Here is a 25,648-nt window from a genome sequence, read left to right as displayed (position 1 = left end):
GCCGCGGCGTCTCGGTTCTTGCAACTCGCGTCTCTGGAATACTGGATCACCCGCTTTCGCGGGTGATGACAGCGGAGCGAGGCTCTGCCTTCGGGGGAAAGCGCGCATGTCCAATTCGAAAGCCGAGCTCCGTGCCAAAGCCCTCGCCAAACGCGACGCGCTGAGCGAGAAGAAGCGCGCCGCCGCTGCCACCAAGCTCGCCAAGCGCGGGCTGCCGTACAAGCTGCTGCCCGGCAGCATCGTCTCCGGCTATTCGCCGATCCGCAGCGAGATCGACCCGATGCCGCTCTTGAGGAAGCTCGCCGAGGAGGGCGCAAGGCTGGCGCTGCCCTGTGTCACCGCGCGCGGCCAGTCGCTGGTCTTCCGTATCTTTCATCCGAACGACCGGCTGATGCTCGGCCCGCTCGGCATTCCCGAGCCGTCGCCGGCAGCAAGCGAAGTCATCCCCGACATCATGCTGACGCCGCTCGCGGCCTTCGACCGGCTCGGCCACCGCATCGGTTATGGTGCCGGGCATTACGACTTCACCTTTGCGCACTTGCGCAAGACCAAGCAAATCGTCGGCATCGGGCTTGCGTTTGCCGCGCAGGAGATCGAGGCGGTTCCGGCACTATCCCACGACGTCGCGCTGGATTATGTGCTAACCGAATCGGACGTGTTCGATTTCCGGAGTTCTGAAGTTGCGCATTCTCTTCGTGGGTGATGTCGTCGGCCGTGCGGGGCGCACGGCCATCGCCGAATATCTGCCCGACATGGTCAAGGACTGGTCGCTCGATTTCGTCGTCGTCAACGGCGAAAATTCCGCCGGCGGCTTCGGCATCACCGAAGCGATCTATCAGGAGTTTCTCGATGCCGGCGCCGACGCGGTGACGCTCGGCAATCACTCCTGGGACCAGCGCGAGGCCCTGGTGTTCATCGAGCGCGCCGACCGCCTGGTGCGGCCCGCGAACTATCCGCGCGGCACGCCCGGCCGCGGCGCGGCGCTGGTCGAGACCAAGAACGGCAAGCATGCGCTCGTCGTCAATGCTTTGGGCCGCGTCTTCATGACCCCGTTCGACGATCCCTTTGCGGCGCTGGAGCGCGAGCTCGGCGCCTGTCCGCTCGGCGTTGCAGCGGATGCGATCGTCGTCGATTTCCATTGCGAGGCGAGCAGCGAGAAGCAGGGCATCGGCTTCTTCTGCGACGGCCGCGCCAGCCTCGTCGTCGGCACCCACACCCATGTGCCGACCGCCGATCACCAGATCCTCACGGGCGGCACCGCCTACATGACGGATGCCGGCATGACCGGCGACTACGATTCCATCATCGGCATGCAGAAGGAAGAACCGCTGCGCCGGTTCACGTCGGGGATTCCCTCCGGCCGGTTCGAGCCGGCGGCGGGGGTGGCGACACTCAGCGGCGTTGCGATCGAGACCGACGATGCAACGGGCCTCGCGCTGCGGATCGCGCCGGTGCGCGTGGGCGGCCGGCTGGAGCCGGCAACGCCGAGGTTCTGGTTGAGCTGAAGCACGTCGCCACACCCTCGATGTCGTCCCGGCGAAGGCCGGGACCCATACCCACAGGGAGTAGTGTGGGGCACAGCTCCCACTCCGAGTCTTCGCCAAACTACTCCCTGTGGGTAGGGGTCCCGGATCTGCGCTTCGCTTGTCCGGGACGACGGCGGAGATTGATGCGCGCGATTGCGCATCAATCTCGCCGCGGATGGCTGCGCGCTACTCCGCCGTCTGCTCCCTCAGCTCCGCCACATCCTTCGCCGTCAGCTTCGAGCCCTTCGCGCCGAACCGCGCCGTCACATAGTTCGCCACCGCCGCGATCTCGTCGTCGGTGTAGGCGTTGCCGAACGCCGGCATCGACAGCGCACCATCAGGCGTATGGCGCTTGGTGCCCGAGATCACGATCTGCGCGACGTTGGTGGCGGTGGGGTCGTTGACGGCCCAGGTGCCGGTGAGTGTCGCCATCGGCGACACCGGGCTCTCGCCGCTCCAGCCGTGGCAGCTGGCGCAGGCGCTGGCGAACACCTTCTTGCCGCGGGCGTCGGCCGTCACGCCGTCCTTGTGCGAGGCGGGCGCGACCGGCGCCGTGGTGGCGGGGAGGTCGGGCGAGGGCTGCGGCGGCACGCTGCGCAGGTAAGCAACGATGCTGCTTATGTCTTCGGGGGCGAACTGGCTGAAGCTGTGGTCGACGGCTTCACCCATCGGACCCGAGGCCGAGCCGTGGCCCGGCGCATGGCCGAGCGACAGATACGAGATCAGATCCGCGTCGCTCCAGTTGCCGAGACCTGTCGCCTTGTCCGACGAGATGTTGAAGGCGCGCCAGCCCGCCGTGATCGCGCCGGCGAACTTCTTGCGGTTATCCAGCGCGAAGCCGAGATTGCGCGGCGTGTGGCACTCGCCGCAATGCGCCAGCGCTTCGGCGAGATATGCCCCGCGATTCCATTCCGGGCTCTTCGACGTATCCGGCGCAAAGCGCGTGTCCGGATTGAACACGGCCGACCAGAAGATCATCGCCCAGCGCTGGTTGAACGGGAACGACAGCGTGTTGTCGGGCGCCTTGGCGCGCACCGCCGGCAGGCTGAACAGATACGCTTTCACCGCGAGCACGTCCTCGTCGGTCATGAAGGTGTAGGACGTGTACGGCATCGCCGGATAGAGCCGCGCGCCGTCATTGCGTTTGCCGTGCTGGACCGCGTTCAGAAAATCCTGGTCGCTGTAATTGCCGATGCCGGTGTCCTTGTCCGGCGTGATGTTGGTCGAATAGAGCGTGCCGAACGGCAGCTTGAAGGCGAGCCCGCCGGAATAGTCCTCCTCGCCCGGCTTGGTGTGGCAGACCATGCAGTCGGCGGCCTTCGCCAGATATTCGCCGCGTTCGACCAGGCTCGCTTTCTCCAGCTTTGCCGGCACGCCGGTCGGCTTTCCGGCGCGGTAATCCGCCAGCGCCACTTTCGTGCCGCCGGCAAAGTCGAGCGGGCCGGGCCCGCGGACGAGGAAGACGCCAAGCGCCACCGCGACGATGGCGATCACAACGATACTTGTGAGGATACGCATCGTGCCGCTCATGCCTTCTTCCCCGCAGCCAGCAGTTTCCGGTCGATCGGCAGGCGCCGCAGCGCCACGCCGGTTGCGGCGTAAATCGCGTTGCGCAGCGCCGGCGGCCCCGCCGTCGTGCCGGTCTCGCCAATTCCGCCGGGTGCCTCGCCGCTCTTGACGACGTGAACCTCGATCTTGGGCGTCTGATGGATCCGCAGCATCCGATAGTCATTGAAGTTGGATTGCTGGACTCGCCCCTTTTCGATGGTGATCTCGCCGTAGAGCGCGGCGGTGAGGCCGAAGATCAGCCCGCCCTCGACCTGAGCCACGATCGTATCGGGATTGACGGCGATGCCGGTATCCACCACCGAGGTCGCACGGCGTAGATTGATCTCGCCTTGCTCGTCGACCTCAGCTTCCACAACGGTTGCGATGAAACTCCCGAAAGACGGCTGCAAGCACACGCCGCGCCCGACGCGCGCCGGCAAGGGTTGACCCCAATTGGCTTTCTCTGCCGCAAGATTGAGGACGGACAGGAAGCGCGGTTGATTGGCCAGCATTCCACGGCGAAACTCGACCGGGTCCTTGCCCGCCTTGCGCGCCAGTTCGTCGATGAAGCATTCGACCGCAAACACGTTGTTGTTGGGCCCGACCCCGCGCCAGAACCCCGTTGGTATCGCCGGCGGTTCGGCCCGCACATATTCGACGTGGACATTCGGGATGTCGTAGGGCACGTCGGTGGCGCTGTCGATCGCGTCGATATCGATGCCCTTCTGGAAGGCCGGCGGCAGCCAGCGCGCGATGATCGCAGCGCCGGCAATCTTGTATTTCCAGCCGACGATCTTGCCGGCCGACAAGGTCGCTGCGATCGTATCGCGATAGACCGGTCGATAGACGTCGTGCTGAATGTCCTCCTCGCGGGTCCACACGACCTTGACCGGCCCGTCGACCTCCTTGGCGATGCGAACGGCCGCGACCACCATGTCAGGCTCGAGCTTGCGGCCGAAGCCGCCGCCCAGCAGGTGCTGGTTGACGGTCACCTTCTCGACCGGGAGCCCGGCCGCCTTTGCCGCCTCCGACTGCACGCGCGCCATGATCTGCGTTCCGGTCCAGATTTCGCAGGAATCGGGCTTGCAATGCACCGTGGCGTTCAGCGGCTCCATCGTTGCGTGGGCGAGAAACGGCAGCTCGAACGAAGCCTCGAGTTTTTCGCCGCTCGCAAGGCCCTTGGCGATGTCGCCGGTGGATCTGGCGACCACGCCGTCCTTTGCGCTGGCGGCGCGCAAATCGTCCCAAATCGCCTTCGAATTGAGCTTTGCGTTCGGTCCCTCGTTCCACGTGATGTCGAGCGCATCCAGGCCCTTTTTCGCCGCCCACATGTGATCGCCGACGACGGCGACGAGATCGTCGAGCACGACGATCTTTCGCACGCCCGGAATCTTCTTCGCGGCACGATCATCGACCTTGCCGACCTTGCCGCCGAAGACCGGGCACTGCGCCAGCGTTGCGAACTTCATGTTCGGCACGATGGCGTCGATGCCGTAGACCGCCTTGCCGTTGACCTTCTCGGGCGTATCGAGCCGCTTGAACGGCTGGCCGATATAGACGAAATCCTTGGGGTCCTTGAGCGGGACGTCCTTGGGCGGCGTCTGGCCGCTCGCGGCAGCCGCAAGCGCGCCATAGGAGAGCGTCCGGCCGCTGGCCTTGTGGGTCACCTCACCCTTCGACGTCGTGCAACTGGCGGGATCGACGTTCCATTGCGCAGCTGCAGCCTGCACCAGCATGGCACGCGCGCTGGCGCCGGCTTCACGCAGCGGCTTCCAGAATGCCCGGACCGATGTGGAGCCACCGGTCGCCTGAATGATGAAAATCGGATTGCCGTAGAGCTTCTCGTTGGCCGGTGCGTGCAGCAGTTGGACTTTCGACCAATCCGCGTCGAGCTCTTCCGCCAGGATCATCGAGATCGCGGTGTAGATTCCCTGCCCCATCTCGACCTGCGGCATCACCAGCGTGGTCGCACCTTCAGGGTCGATCCGGATGAAGGCGTTGGGCGCGAACTTGCCATCGGTCGTATCCTTCGGCTGCACCGGCTCGTTGACGGCGGCGCGCAGCGGCAGGTGGAAGGCGAGCAGGAAGCCGGTGGCAAGGCCGCCGGTCAGGAGCGTGCGGCGGGAGACGCTGTTGTGTGCATTCATGGCGGACCTCACGACTGACGGCCGGAGGCCGCCTGCTTGATGGCCTCGCGGATGCGCACATAGGTGCCGCAGCGGCAGATGTTGCCGGCCATGGCGGCGTCGATGTCGGAATCATCAGGGTTGGGCGTTGCCGCCAGCAGTGCCGCGGCCGACATGATCTGGCCGGACTGGCAGTAACCGCACTGGATCACTTCGGCATCGAGCCAGGCCTTCTGCACCTTCGCGCCCGTAGGCGTGCTGCCGATATGCTCGATGGTGGTGATGGTGCGGTTCTGGACCGCGCTCACCGGCAGCACGCAGGAGCGCACCGCCTTGCCGTCGACATGCACCGTGCAGGCGCCGCATTGCGCGATGCCACAGCCGAACTTGGTGCCGGTCATCCCGAGGATGTCGCGCAGCACCCACAGCAGCGGCATTTCCGGCGGCGCGTCGAAGGATTTCGTTTCGCCATTGATGGTGAGAACAGTTGCCATATGCATCCCCTTGCTCGACGATCGCTTGCGGCGATCAATTCGGCGAATTTCCGCGCGACAGAGCTGGCCCCGCAAATTCGGACAGTAGCTTGAGTGGATTTTCTGCCTGACAGCGGCGAGGATTCTTGCTGCGAATCAGGAGCGAAGATGACGAAGAAGAGCCGCCGGACGCATTCTCCGGCATTCAAGGCGAAGGTTGCTTTGGCTGCGGTCAAAGGCGACAAGACACTGGCGGAGCTGGCGCAGCTGTTTGATGTTCATCCGAACCAGATCACGATCTGGAAAAACCAGCTCCTGGAAGGCGCCGCCGGCGTGTTTGGGCATGACAAGACATCGGCCGAGACGCCGGTCGATTTGAAGGCGTTACATGCCAAGATCGGCGAGCTGGCGTTGGAAAACGATTTTTTGTCCGGCGCGCTCACCAAGGCGGGCCTGCTGAGCGCAAAGCGATGATCGACCGCGGTCATGATCTTTCTATCGTGCGCCAGGCGAAGGTCCTGAAGCTGGCTCGCAGCACGGTCTACTATGAACCTCGGCCAGTTTCGGCCGAGGACCTTGCCTTGATGCGTCGGCTCGATGAGCTGCATCTCGATTATCCCTTCGCGGGAGCGCGTATGCTGCGATCGTTGCTGCGGCGGGAGGGCGTATACGCCGGTCGCCGCCACATCGCGACGCTGATGAAGCGCATGCGGATCGAGGCGGTCTATCGTCGCCCGAACACGAGCAAGCCGGCTCCGGGTCACAAGATCTACCCGTACCTGTTGCGCGGATTGAAGATCGAGCGGCCCGACCATGCGTGGGCAATGGACATCACCTACATTCCGATGCGGCGTGGCTTCGTCTATCTCGCGGCGGTCGTCGATGTGTTCAGCCGACGGGTCCTGGCCCATCGCGTCTCGATCACAATGGAGGCGGCCTTCTGCGTCGAAGCGGTCCAGGAGGCGTTGGCGAAGCACGGCAGGCCCGAGATTTTCAACACGGATCAGGGCAGCCAGTTCACCAGCCTCGAGTTCACCGATGTGCTGCTGGACGCGAAGATCGCCATCAGCATGGACGGCAAGGGCGCCTGGCGCGACAACGTGTTTGTCGAGCGGCTCTGGCGCACGGTCAAATACGAAGAAGTTTATCTCCGCGCCTACGACAGCGTGTCCGAGGCGCGAGCGTCAATTGCCAAGTATCTGGCCTTCTACAATCAGGGACGCCCTCACTCGAGCCTTGACGGGCGCACGCCCGACGAGGCTTACTTCGGCACGCAAGCTATGGTGATGGCCGCATGACCGTCGCCGACGGTTTTGTCGTCGCTCTGGTCGGGCTACGCCCTCCCGACGCAACGACAAAACCGTAAAGCCCCGCGTTCAGCATAACCCGGCAGGAATCCACTTAAATCCAGCGGGGCGCTGTCCAAACAACCGGGGCCAGCTCTGATGATCGTGCGAATGCGCAAAATCATGCGATCACGAAATTCGTGCGATTGGGAAAAGCGAGCGACGGCAAGCACGGTGCACGGGATCAATTGCAACGGCCAATGGTCATGAACAGCGTCACCGCGGCTTTTCCGAACCGCAAGCTTCACGTCATCCTCGACAACCTCAACACCCATAAAAAGAACGAGGACTGGCTCAAGGCCCACCCCAACGTGCAATTTCATTTCACGCCGACAAGTGCGTCATGGCTCAATCAGGTCGAAGTATGGTTTTCCATCTTGCAGGGGCAGTCGCTCAGCGGCACCTCCTTCACGAGCCTCAAGCAGCTTCAGGAACACATCGATGCCTACGTCAACGCATACAACGACAGAGCCGAGCCCTTCGTCTGGACCAAGAAAAAGGTCCGTCAACGCCGTTTCAAAGGCCGCCGTATCACTCAGCTCTGATTCCGGGTACTAGCTTCGATCTCATCCCATGAGGCTTCTAAGCCATTGATTCCGCGCGCCCCGGCTATGGGGTTGTTTTTCAGGTTTTTGATTGAAGGTCGCAGGAGCGGCCGTCGCGAGATCCTTCAGCCGTGCCGGAAGCCCATCCGGAACGCGCCCCAGTGCTTGCCGCGGATCATGATCGGCGAGGACAGATCCTTCATCAGCACGAACTGCCCGCCGCCCATGTCGCGGCGGTAGGTCTGGAGCAGGAACGGCTTGGTGTTCGCAGCGACCTTCTTCACCGCGCGATCGGTGAACAGGCGGCGGTTGCGACAATTGGCGTTGTTCCAGACCGGGTCCTTGCCCTGCGGCAGGCGGTAGTTCGGATTGTGGGTCGGCAGGTAGCCGCCCTTGGCCCAGGCGACGCAGAACACGATGCGGGGATCGGCTTTCTGGATCGGGTCCTGGATGGCGGGCAGCACGCGATCGGTGAAGTCGACGTAGTTGGTGAGATACTGCTTTGGATCGGTGCCGGGAATCTCACGGTACTGCTCGTCCATGAGCTGGTCGAGCGTGATCTCGCCGCGATCGATCGCGGCCTCGAACTCGGCCGAGATCCGCTTGGCGGTCTCGACGACCGCGCGGATCAGCGGCGCGTCCGACGTCTCCACGCCGCTGTCGGCGATCATCGCGATCAGGCCTTCGGAGGTGTCGAGCAGCTTGGCCACCCGCTCGTCGGCGTATTTGAGGTCGCGCGAGGAGAGGTCGACGCCCTTGGCGAGCTCGTTGAGCTCGCTGATGACGGTGTCGCAATGGCCGAGATTGGAGGTCGCCGCGCGCGCGACGCTGTCGATCTCCGCTTCCACGGAGGCGAAACCCTGCTGGACGCGCGAGATGATGCTGGAGATCTGCTGGGCGCCTTCGCCGGCGGTCTTCGCGCGCTGCGAGGCGTCGCTGCTCTCGCCGATCAGGCCTTCGATCTGGCCGTCGAGATCGCGCACGGTGTCGGAGATCTGGTGCGTCGCCTGGCGGGTGGCTTCCGCGAGGTTCTTCACCTCGCTCGCGACCACCGCGAAGCCGCGGCCGGCATTGCCGGCGCGCGCGGCTTCGATGGTTGCGTTCAGCGCAAGCAGGTTGGTTTGCTTCGCGATCGCCTCGATCGAGCCGGACACCTTGGCCACCTGCGCCAGCGCCGAGCCGACCGCGCTCAGGCGCGCCTCGATCCGCCCAACGGCGGCGACAAGCTCGGAGATGTGGCTGACGGCGGTATCGACCGCGCTGCGCGACTGCGCGATCTCGCCGACCGCCGCGGACGTCGTCGTTTGCACCGCCTGCGACGCATTGGCGATGTCGTGGTTGGCCGAGACCATCGTCTCCGCCGTCTCCTGGAGGTGATGGAACCGTTCCGACTGGTTCGCGACGCGGTTGGCGACTTCCTGGACGTTGCCCGCGATGTCGGCGAGCTCCACGCCGAGACCGCCGATGCGGTCGGCGAGCTGGTCGATCAGGCGTTCAGCCAGCGTCCGGTTCGACCCGGTGTCCAATACTGCAAGTTGTGCCAGAGACATGTACGGGTTTTCTCCAGTCAGAGCCGTGGATTGGCTCTCGGCGGCATTCCCATTCCAGTTTCGACCTTAGAGGATGATTCGCGAGCGGCGTCTTGCCCAGGAGTGCACGAGAGCGTGCACTACAGCTTGTAAGCTGTGCGGAATCCGCCCCAGTGCCGGCCCTGCACGCGGATCGGGACGTCGATTTCGCGCATCATCACCGTATTCCCGTTACCCATGTCGCGCGCATAGCTCTGGACCAGGTACGAGCGCAGGTTGCGCGCGGCCGCGAGCCCCGCCGGATCGTTGAAGATGCGCCGGTTGCGGCTGTTGGCCGTGTTCCAGGCGGCGTCGCCCGGCCGCTGCGGATGCGAATAGATCTTGTTGTGCACCGGCAGGAAGCCGTTGCGGTCGACCATGGCGCAGAACGCCATGCGCGGTTCCTTGGCGAGAAACGCTTCCTGGAACGGCGGCAGTGCGCGGTCAGCCCAGTCCAGATACCTGGTGCGGTATTGCTGTGGATTGGTGCCTGCGATCTCCACATAGTCGGTGTCGAAAAGGTCGTCGATCCCGACCTCGCCGCGTGCAACCGCCTGCTCGAAGATTTGGGTCAGCGCGTTGCCCGCTTCCATGGCGCGGGTGACGAACTCCGTGTTCTCCTCGTGGATCGACCACAGCCGGTCTTCGATCTTCTCGCGGAGCTCGGCATCGGGATTGACGAAATGCGCGCGGGCTCCGGCCTTGGACTGCTCGACGACGCGCAGGCGGCAGGCGCCGACGGCTTCGAGCGTGCCTTCGATCATCGCCTGCGGCGCCAGCCGGCCTGCATCCGCACCGCCGATCAGCACGCCGTCCATCGCGATCTCGTAGACCGGCATCACGCCGCGCGCGCTCTCGAATTTGAGATGGCAGGGCAGCCGCTCGGTCTTGCGGCGGTCGTCGTGCTCGCTCTGGCGCAGCAGCACCGCGCAGCGCGATTTCAGCTTCTGTGCGAAGGTGGTGACCGCCTTGCCGGCGCTGGCGACGTTCTCGCCATGGGTCTCGGCCGCCTTGGTCGCGGCGTCGATCTCGGCCGCGCTCTGGCCGACCGAGACGATGAACTCCGACGCGCTGGCGGCATTGCCGGAGACTTCGCTCGTGGTGGCGTTTTGCTCGGCGACCGCGCCATTGACGGTCTCGAATACCGGGCGGATCGCCTCGATCGCCTGCGAAATGCGGTGCACGGCATCGGCGGAGCCGGCGGCGTCGCGCTGCAGTGCATCGATCTTTTTGGTGATCTCTTCCGTCGCGCCCTGGGTCTGCACCGCGAGCGCTTTCACTTCGGTCGCGACGACCGCAAAACCCTTGCCCGCAGCGCCCGCGCGCGCGGCCTCGATGGTCGAGTTGAGCGCGAGCAGCGTCGTCTGCCGCGCGATCTGCGCGATCAGATTGACGACGTTGCCAATGGCGGCGGAGGACTCGCGCAGTCGGTCGACATTGGCGCGGGCTTCCTGCGCCGCGGCACTGGCCTCGTCGGCGAGCTTGCCGGCCGCGCGAACCTGCGCGCCGATGCCCAGCGCGGACTGGGTGAACTTGTCGGCGGCATGGGCGAAGGTGGATGCGGTCGACTGTGCGGCGTTGGTGCGGCCGGTCAGGGCGTCGGTCCGGTCGCGGATGGCCGCAAGCGTCGTGGCGGTCGCTTCGGCGCCGCCGGCCACCGAATTGGCGGCGCGCTCGAGCTGGCGAATCATCGCGCCCAGCTCGAGTTCCAGCAGTTCCAGGATTTCCCTGGCAGAATCGCTCTCAGCGGCCGGGCCGGGCTCGGAATGGGCCGGCGGCGCCGCAGCCTGCGGGGCGGCCGCGGGCGCAGCCATGTCCGGCAGAGGCTTCCGAAATAGTCCGAACGCCATCAGGTCTCTCTTGTCGGGGGACGGTCGTACGCTATTTTCGCAGGCCGGAATGAAGTCAGGGTTAACGATGCCTGACATCTGGGCAAGGGCCACTACGGTGTTACCTTAAAGTCGTAGAGCCTCTTTCATTCCGGTGGGTTGGCGGCCTATAAGGCCGCGCTTCCCACGCTCACCTTAGGCGCACGATTCCTTTACGAGACCACGCATGGCCGGACATTCCCAATTCAAGAACATCATGCACCGCAAGGGGCGGCAGGATGCCCAGAAGTCGAAGCTGTTCGGCAAGCTGGCGCGGGAAATCACCGTCGCCGCCAAGCTCGGCACGCCCGACCCCGCCATGAACCCGCGCCTCCGCGCCGCCGTGATCGCCGCGCGCGCGGAGAACATGCCGAAGGACAATATCGAGCGCGCCATCAAGAAGGCGCTCGGCAGCGACGGCGAGAACTATGACGAGATCCGCTACGAGGGCTATGGCCCCGGCGGCGTCGCCGTCATCGTCGAGGCGCTGACCGACAACCGCAACCGCGCCGCCTCCGACATCCGCTCCTTCTTCACCAAGTCGGGCGGCAATCTCGGCGAAACCGGTTCGGTCTCCTTCATGTTCGACCGCACCGGCATCATCGAATACGACCGCAGCGTCGCTTCCGACGACGCGGTGCTCGATGCCGCGATCGAGGCCGGCGCAGACGACGTCGTCTCCGGCGAAGGCGGACACGAGATCTACGCCTCGACCGAAGGCTATCGCGACGTCGCCAAGGCGCTGGAAGCCAAGTTCGGCGAGCCGCGCAAGGCCGCGCTGATCTGGAAGCCGCAGAACACGGTCGCCGTCGATGACGAGACCGGCGAGAAGCTGCTCAAGCTGATGGACCTGCTCAACGAGCACGACGACGTCCAGAACGTCTACGCCAATTTCGAGGTGTCGGACGCGCTTGTTGCCAAGATGGGCGGGTAGGGGACACACGAACGGTGCGCGCCCTCGCCCCGCTCTGCGGGGAGAGGGTTGGGGTGAGGGGCTGTTTCCGCGTCGGCGGTGATAGAGGGACTCGTGGAGAGTCCCCTCACCCGGAATCCGCGCTTCGCGCGCATTCCGGCCTCTCCCCGCAAGCGGGGAGAGGCGAAGAGCGACACTTCCCCTGTTACTTCCGTTCTGTTTCTGTTTCCCCCGCCGCAGCCAGCCGCTATCACTGGCCCATGACTGCGCTCCCGATTCGTGGCCCCGTTCGCATCATCGGCATCGACCCTGGCCTGCGCCGTACCGGCTGGGGCGTGATCGAGGCTGAGGGCAACCGCCTGATCTATGTCGCCTGCGGTTCGGTGGAACCGCCGGACGACCTGCCGCTGTCCAGCCGCCTGCTCGCGATCCACGAAGGGCTCGCCTCTGTCCTGTCCGATCACAAGCCGATGGAAGCCGCCGTCGAGCAGACTTTTGTGAACAAGGACGGCGTTGCGACGCTGAAGCTCGGCCAGGCCCGGGGCGTCGCCATGCTGGCGCCCGCAATGTTCGGCATCAGCGTCGCCGAATATGCGCCGAACCAGGTGAAGAAGACTGTGGTCGGCGCCGGCCATGCCGACAAGCAACAGATCGCGATGATGCTGAAGATATTGCTGCCGAAGGCCGAATCGCCGTCAGCCGACGCTGCCGACGCGCTCGCCATCGCCATCACCCACGCCCATCACCGCCAGAGCACGGCGCTCAGGCTGAAGGTGGTGGGAGTTTAAGTTCGAGTCATGAGGCGCAACATGAGCCGCACGCACACTCTTCTCCCTCCCCCCTTGTGGGGGAGGGTTGGGGAGGGGGGCAGCCCCGGGCGCCGGCGTCTGTGGCTTACCCCCCTCCCGGATCGCCTTCGGCGATCCGACCTCCCCCACAAGGGGGGAGGTAACAAGAAGAGCGCTGCGCAATCATGATCGGCAAGCTGAAGGGCCTGATCGATTCCTACGGCGAGGATTTCGTCATCCTCGACGTCGGCGGCGTCGGCTACCAGGTGCATTGCTCGACGCGCACGCTGCAGCATCTGCCGTCGCCCGGCGAGGCCGCCGTGCTGTCGATCGAGACCTATGTCCGCGAGGACCAGATCAAGCTGTTCGGCTTCCGCACCGACCAGGAGCGTGAATGGTTTCGCCTGCTCCAGACCGTGCAGGGTGTCGGCGCCAAGGTCGCGCTCGCGGTGCTCGGCACGCTGGCGCCCTCCGACCTCGCCAATGCGATTGCGCTGCGCGACAAGGCCGCGGTGGCACGCACGCCGGGCGTCGGCCCCAAGGTCGCCGAGCGCATCGTCACCGAATTGAAGGACAAGGCGCCGGCCTTCGCCAATGTCGATCCCGCCGTGGTGCATCTTGCCGGTGCCGTCGACGACCAGCGCGCGCCGCGCCCGGTGGCGGATGCGATCTCCGCGCTGGTCAATCTAGGCTATGGCCAGCCGCAGGCCGCCGCGGCCATTGCATCGGCCTCGCGCAGTGCGGGTGAAGGCGCCGAGACCGCGCAGCTCATTCGCCTCGGTCTGAAGGAACTCGCGAAGTGAGCGATCCCAAGGCCAACCGCATGGTCTCGCCAGAGCGCCGCAGCGACGATGTCGGCGACACCGCGCTGCGCCCGCAATCGCTGTCCGACTTCGTCGGCCAGCAGCAGGCGCGCAAGAACCTCTCGATCTTCATCGAGGCGGCGCGCAAGCGCGGCGAGGCGCTGGATCATGTGCTGTTCGTCGGGCCCCCCGGCCTCGGCAAGACCACGCTGGCGCAGATCGTAGCCAAGGAGCTCGGCGTCGGCTTTCGCGCCACGTCGGGTCCCGTGATTGCCAAGGCCGGCGATCTCGCCGCCCTGCTGACCAACCTCGAAGAGCGCGACGTGCTCTTCATCGACGAGATCCATCGCCTCAGCCCGGCGGTGGAAGAGGTGCTCTATCCCGCGATGGAGGATTTTCAGCTCGACCTCATCATCGGCGAGGGCCCGGCGGCGCGCTCGGTGAAGATCGAGCTGTCGAAGTTCACCCTCGTCGGCGCCACCACGCGTGCGGGCCTCCTCACCAATCCCTTGCGTGACCGTTTCGGCATTCCGGTCCGGCTCAATTTCTACACGATCGAGGAGCTCGAAAGCATCGTCAGCCGTGGCGCGCGCGTGCTGAACGTCGGCATGAGCGCGGACGGCGCCAACGAGATCGCGCGCCGCGCCCGCGGCACGCCGCGCATCGCCGGGCGCCTGCTCCGGCGCGTGCGCGATTTTGCTTCCGCCGCGGATGCCGAAACGATCGATCGCAAGATCGCCGATCACGCGCTGAGCGCGCTCGAGGTCGACGCCGCGGGCCTGGACGCCATGGACCGCCGCTACCTCACCACCATCGCGATGAACTATGGCGGCGGTCCCGTCGGTGTCGAGACGATGGCCGCAGCGCTCTCCGAGCCGCGCGATGCGATCGAGGACATCATCGAGCCCTATCTGATCCAGTGCGGCTATCTCCAGCGCACCCCGCGCGGCCGCCTGCTCACCTCGCACGCCTTCCGCCATCTCGGTCTCGCCGAACCCAATCGCGATGCGGCGCAGTTCGGCCTGTTCGGCACCGACGAAAGCGACGACTGATCGCCGAAGTCGATGAACCCGCAGGTTCCATCCCAGCACTAATCCGAACGCGCGGCGAACGGGATCGCCGTACACGGACTGGAGTGGGAAGGAATGGAGCCGACGGACGACACGAGGCTGCTCAAGATCATCGCGGCCGCGCCGCAGCTGCGCACGCCTGACGAAACCGAGGCGTTGCTGGATTCGATGCCGCTTGGCGAGCTGGCGTCGATGTGGTGCGCGCTTCAGCGCGTCAGCCGTCGCGACCAGATCGGCAGCATCTGGGCCATCAAGGTCTATTTCGACCATCTGCCGCATCGCAAGCCGCAAGCCGCGCTCAATCTCGTGCTCGATGTGCTCAAGACCGAGGCCGACAAGCCGACGGTGATGCAGCTGAACGACAAGTTCCTGCTGGCGCTATTCTATGCGCATGGCAAGGAGATGATGGCGCGTGTCGAGCAGGAAGCCGCGCACAATGACAGGCTGCGCTGGCTGCTAGGCGGCGTGCATGTCGGTCCCGACGATCCCTTGATGTCGCGTATTGCAAGCCTGGCCGATCGCGAGGCGTGGCATGCCGACCATCTGGCGCAGCGCACGCCGCGCGAGCCGCTCGATTGCGCCAACATGTCGGTTGCCGAGCTCGCGGGCGCCTGGGTCGAGCAATATTCCAGATCCGAGCGCGACCAGGACGACAATCTGTTCGCGATCATGGATTTCGAGCGCGACCTGCGCGAGGACGATCCCGACAGGATGATCGACCTGATCCTGGAGATCCTCAAGATCGAGTCCAACCCGGTGCTGCTGTCGCTGCTGGCCGCCGGTCCCCTCGAAGACGTGATCAGCGCCGGGACGATCGACCGCATCGAGCGCGAGGCGCGCGCCGACGCACGTTTTCGCGACCTGCTCGGCGGCGTCTGGTACTACCGCGCGCCCGACGAATTGAAGGCGCGGCTGGATGCGCTTATCGGCGAGAGCCGATGGTAGCGCTTGTGCAGACGGTCTGCACAAGAGTACCCCAATTCCGCTTCAATCGGACCGCATCAAGACGCCGTAGCAGAAGCGGGCTTCCATGATCACGCGCCGTCATCTCATCCGTTCCTTCGGCGGCCTGTCCGCTCTCGGCTTCTCGACCGCCGCCTACGGCGTCGGTATCGAGCCCCACCGGCTCGGCGTCACCCGCTATCATCCGACCCCGCGGCAATGGCCGGCGGATCTGCCGCTCAAGATCGCTGTGATCGCCGACGTCCATGCCTGCGATCCCTGGATGTCGCTGGAGCGGATCGAGGCCATCGTCGACCGCGCCAATGGTTTGAACGCCGACCTCGTCGTGCTGCTCGGCGACTATGTCGCCGGTCTTCACCAGGTCACGCGCATCATTCCCGCGAAGGAATGGGCCAGGGTGCTCGCGGGCCTGAAGGCGCCGCTCGGCGTCCACGCCGTCATGGGTAATCACGATTATTGGGTGGACACGGCCGTGCAGCAGGCCGGGCATGGCCCGACGGTGGCGCATCGTGCGCTCGAGGCGGCCGGCATTCCCGTCTACGAGAACGACGCCGTGCGCCTCACCAAGGACGGCCGCCCGTTCTGGCTCGCCGGCCTCGGCGATCAACTCGCTTTTCTGCCGGCGCGGCGCTTCCGGAGCACGGGGCGCTTCGGTGCCGACGATCTCACCGCGACGCTCGCCAAGGTCACGGACGATGCGCCAATCATCCTGCTCGCGCACGAGCCCAACATCGCGCCGCGCGTGCCCGCGCGCGTCGCGCTGCAACTGTCCGGCCACACCCATGGCGGCCAGGTTCGCCTGCTCGGCTGGTCGCCCGCCGTTCCGCGGCAGCACGGCCTCCGGCTCGCCTATGGTCATGTCAGGCTGAAATGCGACGTCATCATCTCCGGCGGGCTCGGTTGCAGCTTCATGCCGCTCCGTGTCGGCGTGCCGCCGGAGATCGTCGAGGTGACGCTGGGAAGGACGGGGCCGGCGGTGGCGTAACCCGCGCTTGCACGGCCGGCTGTTTTTGCGCAAAACGGGCTGGTTGCAAAAAGCAAAGAGGCTCGCGACGTGACTGCCCATCTCGACGGCGAGATCCGCGACGGCCGCCACCACATGCAGGTCCGCGTCTACTACGAGGACACGGATTTCTCTGACTTGACGTTATCATAGTAGACGAACGCACTGATCTCTCTCGTCTTGCGTCGATTTTCGGGGAAAAGATTCATGCTAGAAAGGGAAGCGCTGTTCAGGTACGGAGTATATTCGTAGGGCATCGCGCTTGCGAACCGGATGCACTACGATGCTGTCGATCAAGTTGCGAAAGGCGACGCGGGTTTCGATGGCCTTCGGATTAATCTTCAGCGCGGTGACCAGTCTCTTGGCCTCCGAACGATATCGGTCACCGAACTTTGGATGGTCGAACGGGATCACGTTTTCGCTGCCACTACCCAGAAGCCGCAAGCGCTCCTTAACGGTTTCCCGTTCCACATCGCACTCATCGATCCGCTTGAGCAACTCATCCGGCTTGCGACGGCTGTTTGCGATGGCATATGACAAGCGTTCGATCTCAGTGGTCAACGTACGGAGTCTACGCTCTAAATTTGCGTGTTCGCTGTTCTTTTTCCGATCGTTCTTCCGCTCCTCCTTCCAAGCACGCATCGCCTCTTCAATCGCTTTGGGAGAAAGCAATCTTAATTCCATTTTGCTTGAGACATCCTCAAGTAGCACGTCCATGTCAAAGCTCCGGGTGTGCTCACACGTGCCTCGTTGATGCGCGTTGGCGCATGCGGCGCGCGGAGCGCCATTCCTGGAGGATTGAGCGATTCGCATATTCCCGTTGCAGACGCCACACCGAAGGACCCCAGCAAGTGGGTGCTCATTATTGCGCGGGATCACAGGACGGCGCCGCGGCTTGCCCGTCGGTCCGAACATATGGATGGCGCGGCCGCTGCGAACCTTCTGCGCCCTGTCCCAAAGCACTTGCGGAACAATCCGCAACTCGGGCTTCTTGACAATGATGTGCCGGTCTTCCGGATTGCGGCGTTTCTGTTTCTTCTGCGTTTCCGGGTTCAGAATTGTTGAGCGAACGTTCCAATGTATTTCGCCGATATACAGCTCGTTGCCGATAATGCCGCGACCGTGGCGACCGCCAGTTATGCACTGATGATTCCAGGTCGTGCGACCAGCCTTGTTCTTGTGACGGGTGGCGCCAGGCGAGGGCAAGCCTTGGCGCGTGAGATCGGCCGCAATATCTCGGGTTGAACGCCCCGATACATATTCGGTGAAGATGCGGACCACGATCTTCGCTTCGTTCTCATCGATCACGCGCTCACCGGGCGCGCCCGGCCTTGGCCGGTAACCGTAAGCGTATGAGCCAGGAATTCTTCCACTTTTCTTGGAACGTGAGTCGTGATTCAAGGTCGGGATGATACCCGAAGCAAGAGAAGTCCACCTTTCGAGGAAAGATCGCAAGGTGCTTGAGGCGTGCTGTCGCTCACCGGTGACGTTGCAGCGCGATTTGAAGCGGGCGCGGATAGTTCTGTTGGCGGCGGATGGGCGCAGCACCCGGTCGATCGCCAAGGAAGTTGGGGTCCAGCCGCGGATTGTCAGCCTTTGGCGGCATCGCTATGCCGACCATGGCCTTGAAGGGCTGCAAGACAAGCCGCGGCCTGGCAAGCAGCCGATCTATACGAAGACGACCGACAAGCGGATTCTGAAGCTGCTGGATAAGCCGCCACCGCAAGGGTTTGCGCGCTGGACCGGCCCCCTGCTGGCCGAGGCGCTGGGCGATGTCGATGTCCAATATGTCTGGCGGTTCCTGCGCAGCCACAAGATTGACCTGGTGGCTCGCAAGTCCTGGTGCGAGAGCAACGACCCGAACTTTACGGCCAAAGCCGCCGATGTTGTCGGCCTCTATGTCGCGCCGCCGGCGAAGGCCATTGTGCTGTGCGTGGACGAGAAGCCCTCGATCCAGGCTTTGGAGCGAGCGCAGGGTTATCTGAAGTTGCCCAATGGCCGCGCCTTGACCGGCCAAAGCCACGATTACAAGCGGCATGGCACCACAACATTGTTTGCGGCGCTCGAAGTCGCCACCGGAAAGATCATCGCGACCCATTCAAAACGCCGGCGCCGCGTCGAGTTTCTCGATTTCATGAACAGCGTCACCGCGGCTTTTCCGAACCGCAAGCTTCACGTCATCCTCGACAACCTCAACACCCATAAAAAGAACGAGGACTGGCTCAAGGCCCACCCCAACGTGCAATTTCATTTCACGCCGACAAGTGCGTCATGGCTCAATCAGGTCGAAGTATGGTTTTCCATCTTGCAGGGGCAGTCGCTCAGCGGCACCTCCTTCACGAGCCTCAAGCAGCTTCAGGAACACATCGATGCCTACGTCAACGCATACAACGACAGAGCCGAGCCCTTCGTCTGGACCAAGAAAAAGGTCCGTCAACGCCGTTTCAAAGGCCGCCGTATCACTCAGCTCTGATTCCGGGTACTAGCCGAAGGTAATCCTGAGAAATCTAAGGCAACCGCGATGAAACAAACGCGCTGATATTCCGGCAATCATTGGCTGTCGCAGCCGACTTAGCCACTTCCGCAAAAATACGTAGTCGCGGGCCACAATGCCATGAATTGATGACAGTACGGTCCACTGCCTCCACAGCTGACGCTGATTGCCCTTGGGACCAGCCACAGAGAGACGAAAGCAACTTCACAAAACCTCGAAGCCGCGAATGGCTACAGCGCTGAACAAAGCGCAACTGCTGCAGCACGAAACTCGAGATTCAAGGCCGCACCACGCCTGGGCAACTGTATCGCTAATCGAGCCAATCCAATCACGGATCGGTCCCACCCAGCCGACTGCGCCTCGGCAGGCTGATGCTCCAGCCCGGTCGACCTTCAGCCACCAAGCTGGCCAACCCCGCCGCCCGTCAGTCTGAATACTTCACTATCGTTCGAGTTCGCAACTGCCGCGTCTCTCGATGAGGGCCTACCGGGCGCTTGTTGAGCGATTGTCTCGGTGCATCGTTTTCGTTTGCCGCGGTTGGCATCATGCGCCGGCATTCGCGGTGCAAGTTTTTGAAATTGTCCCTAAGACAAAACATGGCCACGTCAACATCGCCACGGCCTGTAAAGCGGTCACAGAAGCGGATCACGTCTGATTTGCACGACGCCAAGACTTCCTCGGCTCGCCGATCTCGCGCGCGAGCGTGTCCTGTGCACCATGTCGCAGCGATCGCGATCGCAGCGAGGACGGCTGCAAAGCGATGCGCATTGCAAGTCCAGCCCATTCGTCGCTCTTGATTGACCAAACCCCTCATAAGACGCCTGTGCTTCTCTGTTTTTCTTTGCCCCGAGAGGTGATCTGTTTACCGGATTGGAATGCCTCGGCAGCCATGAGTCTCGCTTCTCGCGGGCCGGCTGCAATGATTACCGCGCTCCGAATCATTATCCCGCCACTCGCAACACGCATTGCGAAGACCGCGACAAACAGAGATCGGCCGTTTAGCACTTATGTGCCCATGTTGGCTCCCAATATGGTGTTCTGCTTCGCCATGCCTACAACCTGACGTTACGGTCGATTCAAGCACTTTGAGCGCGCGGGCACCGCATATCATCTCGGTCAGCGCTTTCGCCAAGCGACCGTCTACAGGCCTTCTCCGCCGAGTAGATCGGATGGCGCGTCAGTCGGATGGCATGGAGTTGTGCATCATTGACGAGCTCTACGGCCGCATATTCGCCAAAGCACGATCTCGAACGCGAGAGGCTTGGCATGATCCTTGGGTGCCGCCTCACGGCCCTGCATGTGCGGTTGGAGACGCGAGCGTCAAAGTCCTACAATATTTAAGACGCGGAGTGGAGACAGATAAAACGCCTCCCTTGCCGCTAACCGCCCAGTTGTCTATTCACGAGAGCACGGTCGTTCTTGACGTCTGACGGGGGCTGGCGGCTGGCGTGGGTGACCGTCCGGCCTTTTCTCACCGGGTTCTACATCAAGCTGTTTTGTAGGCGATGGAGGAGTGGGGCGGGTGAGCGGGCGCAGGCCCGGTCGGTTACGGACCGAGCGGGAGCAGCGCGCCGGGCAAGCAGGGGATCAGGTCGGCTTCGGGACATGCCGCGGCAAACGCAAGGCGAATGCGGCTCGAGGTCTCGACCACACGGGCGGCGAGCTTCAAGAGCCGAAGACGCAGCGTCGCGAACTCGGCAGCGGCCAATTCCCGGACTTTGGGAATGGCGTCGCGCACGGTCAGCATCAGCCAATAAGCGGCCGTATGGAGCACGAGACGGACCTGGTTGGCGAGCGCCGAACGGCAGCTGGTGCGGTCGGAGGCGAGCTGCGTCTTATGCAGCTTGATCAGATTCTCGGCTTGGCCGCGCGCGCAATACAGGCTGTCGTAGATCCACTCGGCCGAGCCGACATCGAGGCTGGTGACGACGAAACGGATGTCGAGGCCGAGCATCGTCGCCTCAATACGGGCGACGGTGCGCCGTTCGCGATCCCAGGACTTTGCCTTGTGGCGCGTCTCGGTATAGCCACGCAGAACCGGCAGGTTCTCGATGGCGCGTCGGGTGCAGATGTCGTCGGCGACCTCGTCGACTTTTCTGGCGAGAGGCTTGGTGCCGGACAGACCGAAGATGTAGTCGATGCCGTTGGTCTCGCACCACGCCATGGCCTCCGGCCGGGCATAGTGCCCGTCGCCACGGAACGTAATTCGCGTGTTGTGCCACCGCGTCCGGATATGCCGTACCAGGCGGCGCAGAAGGGCACGCACCTCGACGCCGCCCGGCGTCTTGCCGGGCCTCAGCACGACCGCCACGGGACGGCTCTTCTCCGTGTCGTAGACGTGGATCGGCAGGAAGCAGCGTTCGTCATAATGAGCGTTGAACAGCGAGAGCTGCTGATGGCCGTGGACGACATCGCAGGTATCATCGATGTCGAGCGTGACGGATGCCGGCTCGCGCGGGTAGCTATCCATCCATGCGTCGACCAAAATGTAGGTCAGTCGGATCACGTCGCGCAGGCGCGGAGCAACTCCAGCCGCGACAGCGTCGGTTGGGAACACAGATCGCGGCCCGTGTCCGGCAGCCGTCCGCAGGCCAGCTTGAATGCGGGATCGGACCGCAGATGATCGAGGTCGTCGGCGTCCTCGTAGCCGCAGCAGATCGCGAACATGCGCGCGCGGAACATATCGACAAGGCTGTGCACGACCCGCGTCGGATCGCGCCGATCCGGGAACACCCGGGCCAGATTGTCGGCCAAGCCGAGACGCCGCTCGGCCATCGCCAGAAGCATCACGCCCCCGTTCGAGGTAGGCGCCCACCATCGAAGGCAGCTGTGACTTTCTTGGCGTGAATGGCTGGAAACGAGAAGGGCGGAATCGTATCGTCGGTCATGGCGGGCGTGGCGTTCGCGGTTGGAGGTGATGGGGTTGGCTTCACAACCGAATCCTACGCCGTATCAGCGCTTTACACCACGCTCGCCAGCCTCTCGGGCGCCTCTTACGAATAAGACAGGCTAGATGAGATAGATTCGAATAGCGCTCCGGGCAGTTCTTTACCTGCCAAAGACGATCTTGAGGCTACCTGCCGATTCCGCTTTGGATGTCGCGCAGCGAGGCGTAGGCATCACCTGACAGGTGCAGCGGCACTCGAGGGGGGCACACACATTATGCTCGCAAGCGAACGTTGCGAGGGGAGAACAGATCTCGATTTCCCAACCGTTCGGCAGCAGAACAATCCGGTCTTGACAAAAACGGTTGCCGAGGCTGCGCCCGCCGTCTCCCGGGCGCTTCGCAACAGGACCCCATCTCCTTGCGATCAGCAAATTCGCCAAACAACGGGAATGAGCTGACCGGACCTGCGCGCCGAATCGTTACGATAGCCAGGCGTACCGGACTTAACAGACGTTCCGAAAAACATGCCTTGCGGCCGGCGCCGTTCAACCCCAGCTGCGGCTATTGGTCGGAACGATACCGGGCGGCGCACGCCCATCGAAACCCTTCGCCATTTGCGGAAGCCGCCTTAGCTCCCGCGTCCGCTGCTGCGCCGCCTCGATGCCTTGCGAACGCGCCGATTGTGGACCTTGAACGGCACGACGTCGCAGTTACCAGCGGCGAGCGCCAAACTGCCATAGCCCGGCCAGGCCGGCTGTGCAGTGCCTACCGGTCGGGGACGAGATTGCTTCGGTTTAGGTCTGGCTGCCGTCTTCCCGCCAACCGCCTAGCCAGCGCCCGTGTACTTTCGTGCTCAAAGGCGCCTGTATCCAAGCCGCTGGGCTGGTCTTGTTGCGCCAATTCTAGCACCCGGAATCAGAGCTGAGTGATACGGCGGCCTTTGAAACGGCGTTGACGGACCTTTTTCTTGGTCCAGACGAAGGGCTCGGCTCTGTCGTTGTATGCGTTGACGTAGGCATCGATGTGTTCCTGAAGCTGCTTGAGGCTCGTGAAGGAGGTGCCGCTGAGCGACTGCCCCTGCAAGATGGAAAACCATACTTCGACCTAATTGAGCCATGACGCACTTGTCGGCGTGAAATGAAATTGCACGTTGGGGTGGGCCTTGAGCCAGTCCTCGTTCTTTTTATGGGTGTTGAGGTTGTCGAGGATGACGTGAAGCTTGCGGTTCGGAAAAGCCGCGGTGACGCTGTTCATGAAATCGAGAAACTCGACGCGGCGCCGGCGTTTTGAATGGGTCGCGATGATCTTTCCGGTGGCGACTTCGAGCGCCGCAAACAATGTTGTGGTGCCATGCCGCTTGTAATCGTGGCTTTGGCCGGTCAAGGCGCGGCCATTGGGCAACTTCAGATAACCCTGCGCTCGCTCCAAAGCCTGGATCGAGGGCTTCTCGTCCACGCACAGCACAATGGCCTTCGCCGGCGGCGCGACATAGAGGCCGACAACATCGGCGGCTTGGCCGTAAAGTTCGGGTCGTTGCTCTCGCACCAGGACTTGCGAGCCACCAGGTCAATCTTGTGGCTGCGCAGGAACCGCCAGACATATTGGACATCGACATCGCCCAGCGCCTCGGCCAGCAGGGGGCCGGTCCAGCGCGCAAACCCTTGCGGTGGCGGCTTATCCAGCAGCTTCAGAATCCGCTTGTCGGTCGTCTTCGTATAGATCGGCTGCTTGCCAGGCCGCGGCTTGTCTTGCAGCCCTTCAAGGCCATGGTCGGCATAGCGATGCCGCCAAAGGCTGACAATCCGCGGCTGGACCCCAACTTCCTTGGCGATCGACCGGGTGCTGCGCCCATCCGCCGCCAACAGAACTATCCGCGCCCGCTTCAAATCGCGCTGCAACGTCACCGGTGAGCGACAGCACGCCTCAAGCACCTTGCGATCTTTCCTCGAAAGGTGGACTTCTCTTGCTTCGGGTATCATCCCGACCTTGAATCACGACTCACGTTCCAAGAAAAGTGGGTACCAGGTCTAAGAATGCGTGGCATATAGTTTGCTCCACCAGTGAGGTCACGATCTACAAAAGCAAGTTTGTGAGGACAGCATGCTCGGAATTGGAAGTCAGTTGCCGCCATTCGACATCACAGGCGTGAAGCCCGGTTTTCAAGCGCAGGAAGAGGAAGGGCAGAGTGCGTTTGAGACGCTGACCGAAATGAGCTTTCCGGAGAAATGGAAGATCATCTTCTTTTACCCAAAGGACTTTACCTTCGTCTGCCCGACAGAGATCGCAGAATTTGCTCGGCTTTCCAAGGAATTCGCTGACCGAGATGCGGTTGTACTGGGTGGCTCGACTGACAACGAGTTCTGCAAGCTTGCTTGGCGGCGCTCACATGTCGACCTGCACAATCTACCAATCTGGCAGTTTGCCGACACAAAGGGAACGCTCGTCGATGGCCTCGGGGTGCGTTCACCCGAAGGGGTTGCCTATCGTTATACCTTCATTGTTGACCCCCAAAACACGATTCAGCACGTCTATGCGACCAATCTGAGTGTGGGCCGCAGTCCTAAGGACACACTCCGCGTTCTAGACGCGCTGCAAACCGACGAGCTCTGTCCCTGCAACCGCGAAATCGGCGGGGAAACACTGAAGGTTGCGTGACGCAGCATGTCGCCGATCGAACAAATCTACGACAAGATTCCCGATTTCGCGAAGGATGTCAGGATTAACTTGACCTCCTTGATGGCCGATGAGACGCTTTCGCCGCAGCGAAAATACGGGGTGCTGGTAGCGAGTGCAGTTGCCACCCGCAATTCAGCCCTGATTGCCGCGGTGGAATCGGCAGCCTCGGGCGTGATGACATCTGTGGCGATCGCCGCAGCGAAAGTTGCGGCCTCCGTAGTGGTAATGAACAATGTCTACTACCGCTTCGTTCACCTCGCTTCCAACCCAGAATACAAGACGATGCCGCCGCGGCTGCGCATGGACGTGATTGGCAATCCCGGCGTGGACAAGTCCGATTTCGAGCTGTGGTCGCTTGCTGTCTCCTCCATAAACGGCTGCGGTATCTGCATTGATGCCCATGAGAGGACATTGAGAGCCGCGGGCGTCAATTCGGAGACGATCCAGACCGCCGTGCGCTTTGCTGCGATCACACAGTCAGTGGCGATCGCACTCGAGGCCGCTGGGCCTGCCTCCCCTCAGGCAGGAGACTGATCTTTTCTCTGCCATCAGATCGACGGCATCGTGGCGCTACTCAGTGGCGCCACAACGAGCCTTTTGCTGCTTATCTGCATGTCACGTCTTGCGTCGCGTTGCGATGACGGGTGTCTTCTCAAACAACCCGGCGCTATGCAGGTGACAGTGAGCGCGCCACAGATACAGTGAGATTGCGTCGGCTAACGCCGCACTCCCTTCGCTCTGTCATCACCCAAACTTGAACAGAACACCATATCCGCCGCGCGGGTGGCTCCATTCGATGTCGCCGGTCGGCTCGGCGATCACGCGGCAGGTACCGCATTCAATGCAGCCATCAACTGTAACTTCGACCTGGCCGTTGTCGTTGAGCTCGTAGCATCGCGCCGGGCAGGCCTTCAAAAGTGTGAGGAGCTGCGGCGATGGCGTCTTGTGCGCACGTACCCTGACGTGAGGGTGCCCGGCGTCGACAAGATAACGGTTGTAGTACAGCTTGTCTTCGACGCGCACGGAGGGTTCGACATTCATGCTTTTGCCT

At 63.1% G+C, this 25,648-nt stretch carries 19 protein-coding genes and 4 pseudogenes; 14 read left to right on the top strand and 9 right to left on the bottom strand.

From position 1 onward, the window contains the following. Positions 1 to 106: 106 nt before the first annotated feature. Positions 107 to 703 carry a 5-formyltetrahydrofolate cyclo-ligase gene (locus tag ACFLEY_RS41925; RefSeq protein ID WP_060909140.1) on the top strand — a complete coding sequence of 199 codons (597 nt, stop codon included), beginning with the start codon at positions 107 to 109 and terminating at the stop codon, positions 701 to 703. Next, positions 681 to 1,505 carry a TIGR00282 family metallophosphoesterase gene (locus ACFLEY_RS41920; protein ID WP_060909139.1) on the top strand — a complete coding sequence of 275 codons (825 nt, stop codon included), beginning with the start codon at positions 681 to 683 and terminating at the stop codon, positions 1,503 to 1,505. Before ACFLEY_RS41925 ends, ACFLEY_RS41920 begins: the two co-directional genes overlap by 23 nt. Before the next feature lie 207 nt (positions 1,506 to 1,712). Here the strand turns inward: ACFLEY_RS41920 and ACFLEY_RS41915 are convergent, their stop codons facing one another. The 3 genes from ACFLEY_RS41915 to ACFLEY_RS41905 are packed head-to-tail and all read right to left on the bottom strand — an operon-like array spanning position 1,713 to position 5,694. Next, positions 1,713 to 3,056 (bottom strand): cytochrome c, encoded by a 1,344-nt coding sequence (locus tag ACFLEY_RS41915; protein ID WP_060909138.1) that lies wholly within the window; start codon positions 3,054 to 3,056, stop codon positions 1,713 to 1,715. Next, positions 3,053 to 5,221, bottom strand: coding sequence for a xanthine dehydrogenase family protein molybdopterin-binding subunit (locus tag ACFLEY_RS41910; protein WP_060912732.1), 2,169 nt, complete (start codon positions 5,219 to 5,221; stop codon positions 3,053 to 3,055). Before ACFLEY_RS41910 ends, ACFLEY_RS41915 begins: the two co-directional genes overlap by 4 nt. Positions 5,222 to 5,229: 8 nt before the next feature. Further along, entirely contained in the window at positions 5,230 to 5,694 is a 465-nt protein-coding gene (locus tag ACFLEY_RS41905; protein WP_028173437.1) for a (2Fe-2S)-binding protein, read from the bottom strand. Between the two features lie 147 nt (positions 5,695 to 5,841). On the opposite strand from ACFLEY_RS41905, the gene ACFLEY_RS41900 reads away from it, so the two are divergent. Continuing rightward, positions 5,842 to 6,971, top strand: a protein-coding gene (locus ACFLEY_RS41900) for an IS3-like element ISRj2 family transposase (RefSeq protein WP_129557324.1) whose coding sequence is annotated in 2 segments (ribosomal slippage) — positions 5,842 to 6,094 and positions 6,094 to 6,971 — 1,131 coding nt in all. Because the reading frame shifts where the segments join, the coding sequence is not laid out codon by codon here. Positions 6,972 to 7,225: 254 nt separating this feature from the next. Beyond that, positions 7,226 to 7,564: pseudogene (locus ACFLEY_RS41895) on the top strand (transposase); the annotation flags it as partial. A 125-nt stretch (positions 7,565 to 7,689) separates the two neighbouring features. On the opposite strand, the gene ACFLEY_RS41890 reads toward ACFLEY_RS41895, so the two are convergent. Together ACFLEY_RS41890 and ACFLEY_RS41885 are read right to left on the bottom strand one after the other, a co-directional pair. Further along, positions 7,690 to 9,114, bottom strand: coding sequence for a methyl-accepting chemotaxis protein (locus tag ACFLEY_RS41890; protein ID WP_161536587.1), 1,425 nt, complete (start codon positions 9,112 to 9,114; stop codon positions 7,690 to 7,692). 119 nt (positions 9,115 to 9,233) lie between these two features. After that, positions 9,234 to 10,982 (bottom strand): methyl-accepting chemotaxis protein, encoded by a 1,749-nt coding sequence (locus ACFLEY_RS41885; RefSeq protein WP_060909136.1) that lies wholly within the window; start codon positions 10,980 to 10,982, stop codon positions 9,234 to 9,236. Positions 10,983 to 11,187: 205 nt separating this feature from the next. Here ACFLEY_RS41885 and ACFLEY_RS41880 point away from each other — a divergent pair, with 205 nt between their 5' ends. The 7 genes and pseudogenes from ACFLEY_RS41880 to ACFLEY_RS41850 all read left to right on the top strand — a co-directional run. Then, positions 11,188 to 11,934: a YebC/PmpR family DNA-binding transcriptional regulator gene (locus ACFLEY_RS41880; protein WP_011084350.1), complete on the top strand. Its 747-nt coding sequence runs from the start codon at positions 11,188 to 11,190 to the stop codon at positions 11,932 to 11,934. 239 nt (positions 11,935 to 12,173) lie between these two features. After that, the gene (ruvC, locus tag ACFLEY_RS41875) at positions 12,174 to 12,701 is read left to right on the top strand and encodes a crossover junction endodeoxyribonuclease RuvC (protein ID WP_211434367.1); all 528 of its coding nucleotides are present in this window, start codon (positions 12,174 to 12,176) and stop codon (positions 12,699 to 12,701) included. A 185-nt stretch (positions 12,702 to 12,886) separates the two neighbouring features. After that, on the top strand, positions 12,887 to 13,504 hold the full coding sequence (ruvA, locus tag ACFLEY_RS41870; protein WP_011084352.1) for a Holliday junction branch migration protein RuvA: 618 nt from the start codon (positions 12,887 to 12,889) through the stop codon (positions 13,502 to 13,504). A 20-nt stretch (positions 13,505 to 13,524) separates the two neighbouring features. Then, the gene (gene ruvB, locus ACFLEY_RS41865; RefSeq protein WP_171901310.1) at positions 13,525 to 14,556 is read left to right on the top strand and encodes a Holliday junction branch migration DNA helicase RuvB; all 1,032 of its coding nucleotides are present in this window, start codon (positions 13,525 to 13,527) and stop codon (positions 14,554 to 14,556) included. 93 nt (positions 14,557 to 14,649) lie between these two features. Next, positions 14,650 to 15,519 carry a DUF6869 domain-containing protein gene (locus tag ACFLEY_RS41860; RefSeq protein ID WP_060909133.1) on the top strand — a complete coding sequence of 290 codons (870 nt, stop codon included), beginning with the start codon at positions 14,650 to 14,652 and terminating at the stop codon, positions 15,517 to 15,519. A gap of 85 nt (positions 15,520 to 15,604) precedes the next feature. Then, a complete protein-coding gene (locus ACFLEY_RS41855) occupies positions 15,605 to 16,522 on the top strand; it encodes a metallophosphoesterase (protein ID WP_060909132.1) in 918 nt (305 codons plus the stop codon). Between the two features lie 39 nt (positions 16,523 to 16,561). Beyond that, positions 16,562 to 16,681, top strand: a pseudogene (locus tag ACFLEY_RS41850) (acyl-CoA thioester hydrolase); the annotation flags it as partial. A gap of 69 nt (positions 16,682 to 16,750) precedes the next feature. Here ACFLEY_RS41850 and ACFLEY_RS41845 read toward each other — a convergent pair. Beyond that, a complete protein-coding gene (locus tag ACFLEY_RS41845) occupies positions 16,751 to 17,848 on the bottom strand; it encodes a recombinase family protein (protein WP_396604422.1) in 1,098 nt (365 codons plus the stop codon). A gap of 100 nt (positions 17,849 to 17,948) precedes the next feature. Here ACFLEY_RS41845 and ACFLEY_RS41840 point away from each other — a divergent pair, with 100 nt between their 5' ends. Further along, the gene (locus tag ACFLEY_RS41840) at positions 17,949 to 19,013 is read left to right on the top strand and encodes an IS630-like element ISRj1 family transposase (RefSeq protein WP_026192128.1); all 1,065 of its coding nucleotides are present in this window, start codon (positions 17,949 to 17,951) and stop codon (positions 19,011 to 19,013) included. 1,567 nt (positions 19,014 to 20,580) lie between these two features. Here ACFLEY_RS41840 and ACFLEY_RS41835 read toward each other — a convergent pair. Further along, positions 20,581 to 21,922: pseudogene (locus tag ACFLEY_RS41835) on the bottom strand (IS1380 family transposase). Positions 21,923 to 22,836: 914 nt separating this feature from the next. Beyond that, positions 22,837 to 23,900: pseudogene (locus tag ACFLEY_RS41830) on the bottom strand (IS630-like element ISRj1 family transposase). Positions 23,901 to 24,021: 121 nt separating this feature from the next. Here ACFLEY_RS41830 and ACFLEY_RS41825 point away from each other — a divergent pair. Beyond that, positions 24,022 to 24,576 carry a peroxiredoxin gene (locus tag ACFLEY_RS41825; protein ID WP_011084586.1) on the top strand — a complete coding sequence of 185 codons (555 nt, stop codon included), beginning with the start codon at positions 24,022 to 24,024 and terminating at the stop codon, positions 24,574 to 24,576. 6 nt (positions 24,577 to 24,582) lie between these two features. Next, the gene (locus ACFLEY_RS41820; RefSeq protein WP_060909130.1) at positions 24,583 to 25,131 is read left to right on the top strand and encodes a carboxymuconolactone decarboxylase family protein; all 549 of its coding nucleotides are present in this window, start codon (positions 24,583 to 24,585) and stop codon (positions 25,129 to 25,131) included. A 210-nt stretch (positions 25,132 to 25,341) separates the two neighbouring features. Here the strand turns inward: ACFLEY_RS41820 and ACFLEY_RS41815 are convergent, their stop codons facing one another. After that, the gene (locus ACFLEY_RS41815; RefSeq protein WP_011084584.1) at positions 25,342 to 25,638 is read right to left on the bottom strand and encodes a ferredoxin family protein; all 297 of its coding nucleotides are present in this window, start codon (positions 25,636 to 25,638) and stop codon (positions 25,342 to 25,344) included. Positions 25,639 to 25,648 lie beyond the last annotated feature (10 nt).

It is taken from the genome of Bradyrhizobium sp. YCK136 (genome assembly GCF_044570075.1).
GTDB lineage: Bacteria > Pseudomonadota > Alphaproteobacteria > Rhizobiales > Xanthobacteraceae > Bradyrhizobium > Bradyrhizobium diazoefficiens.
Note: the sequence above shows the minus strand (reverse complement) of the source record. Positions and strands in the feature narration are given on the sequence as shown.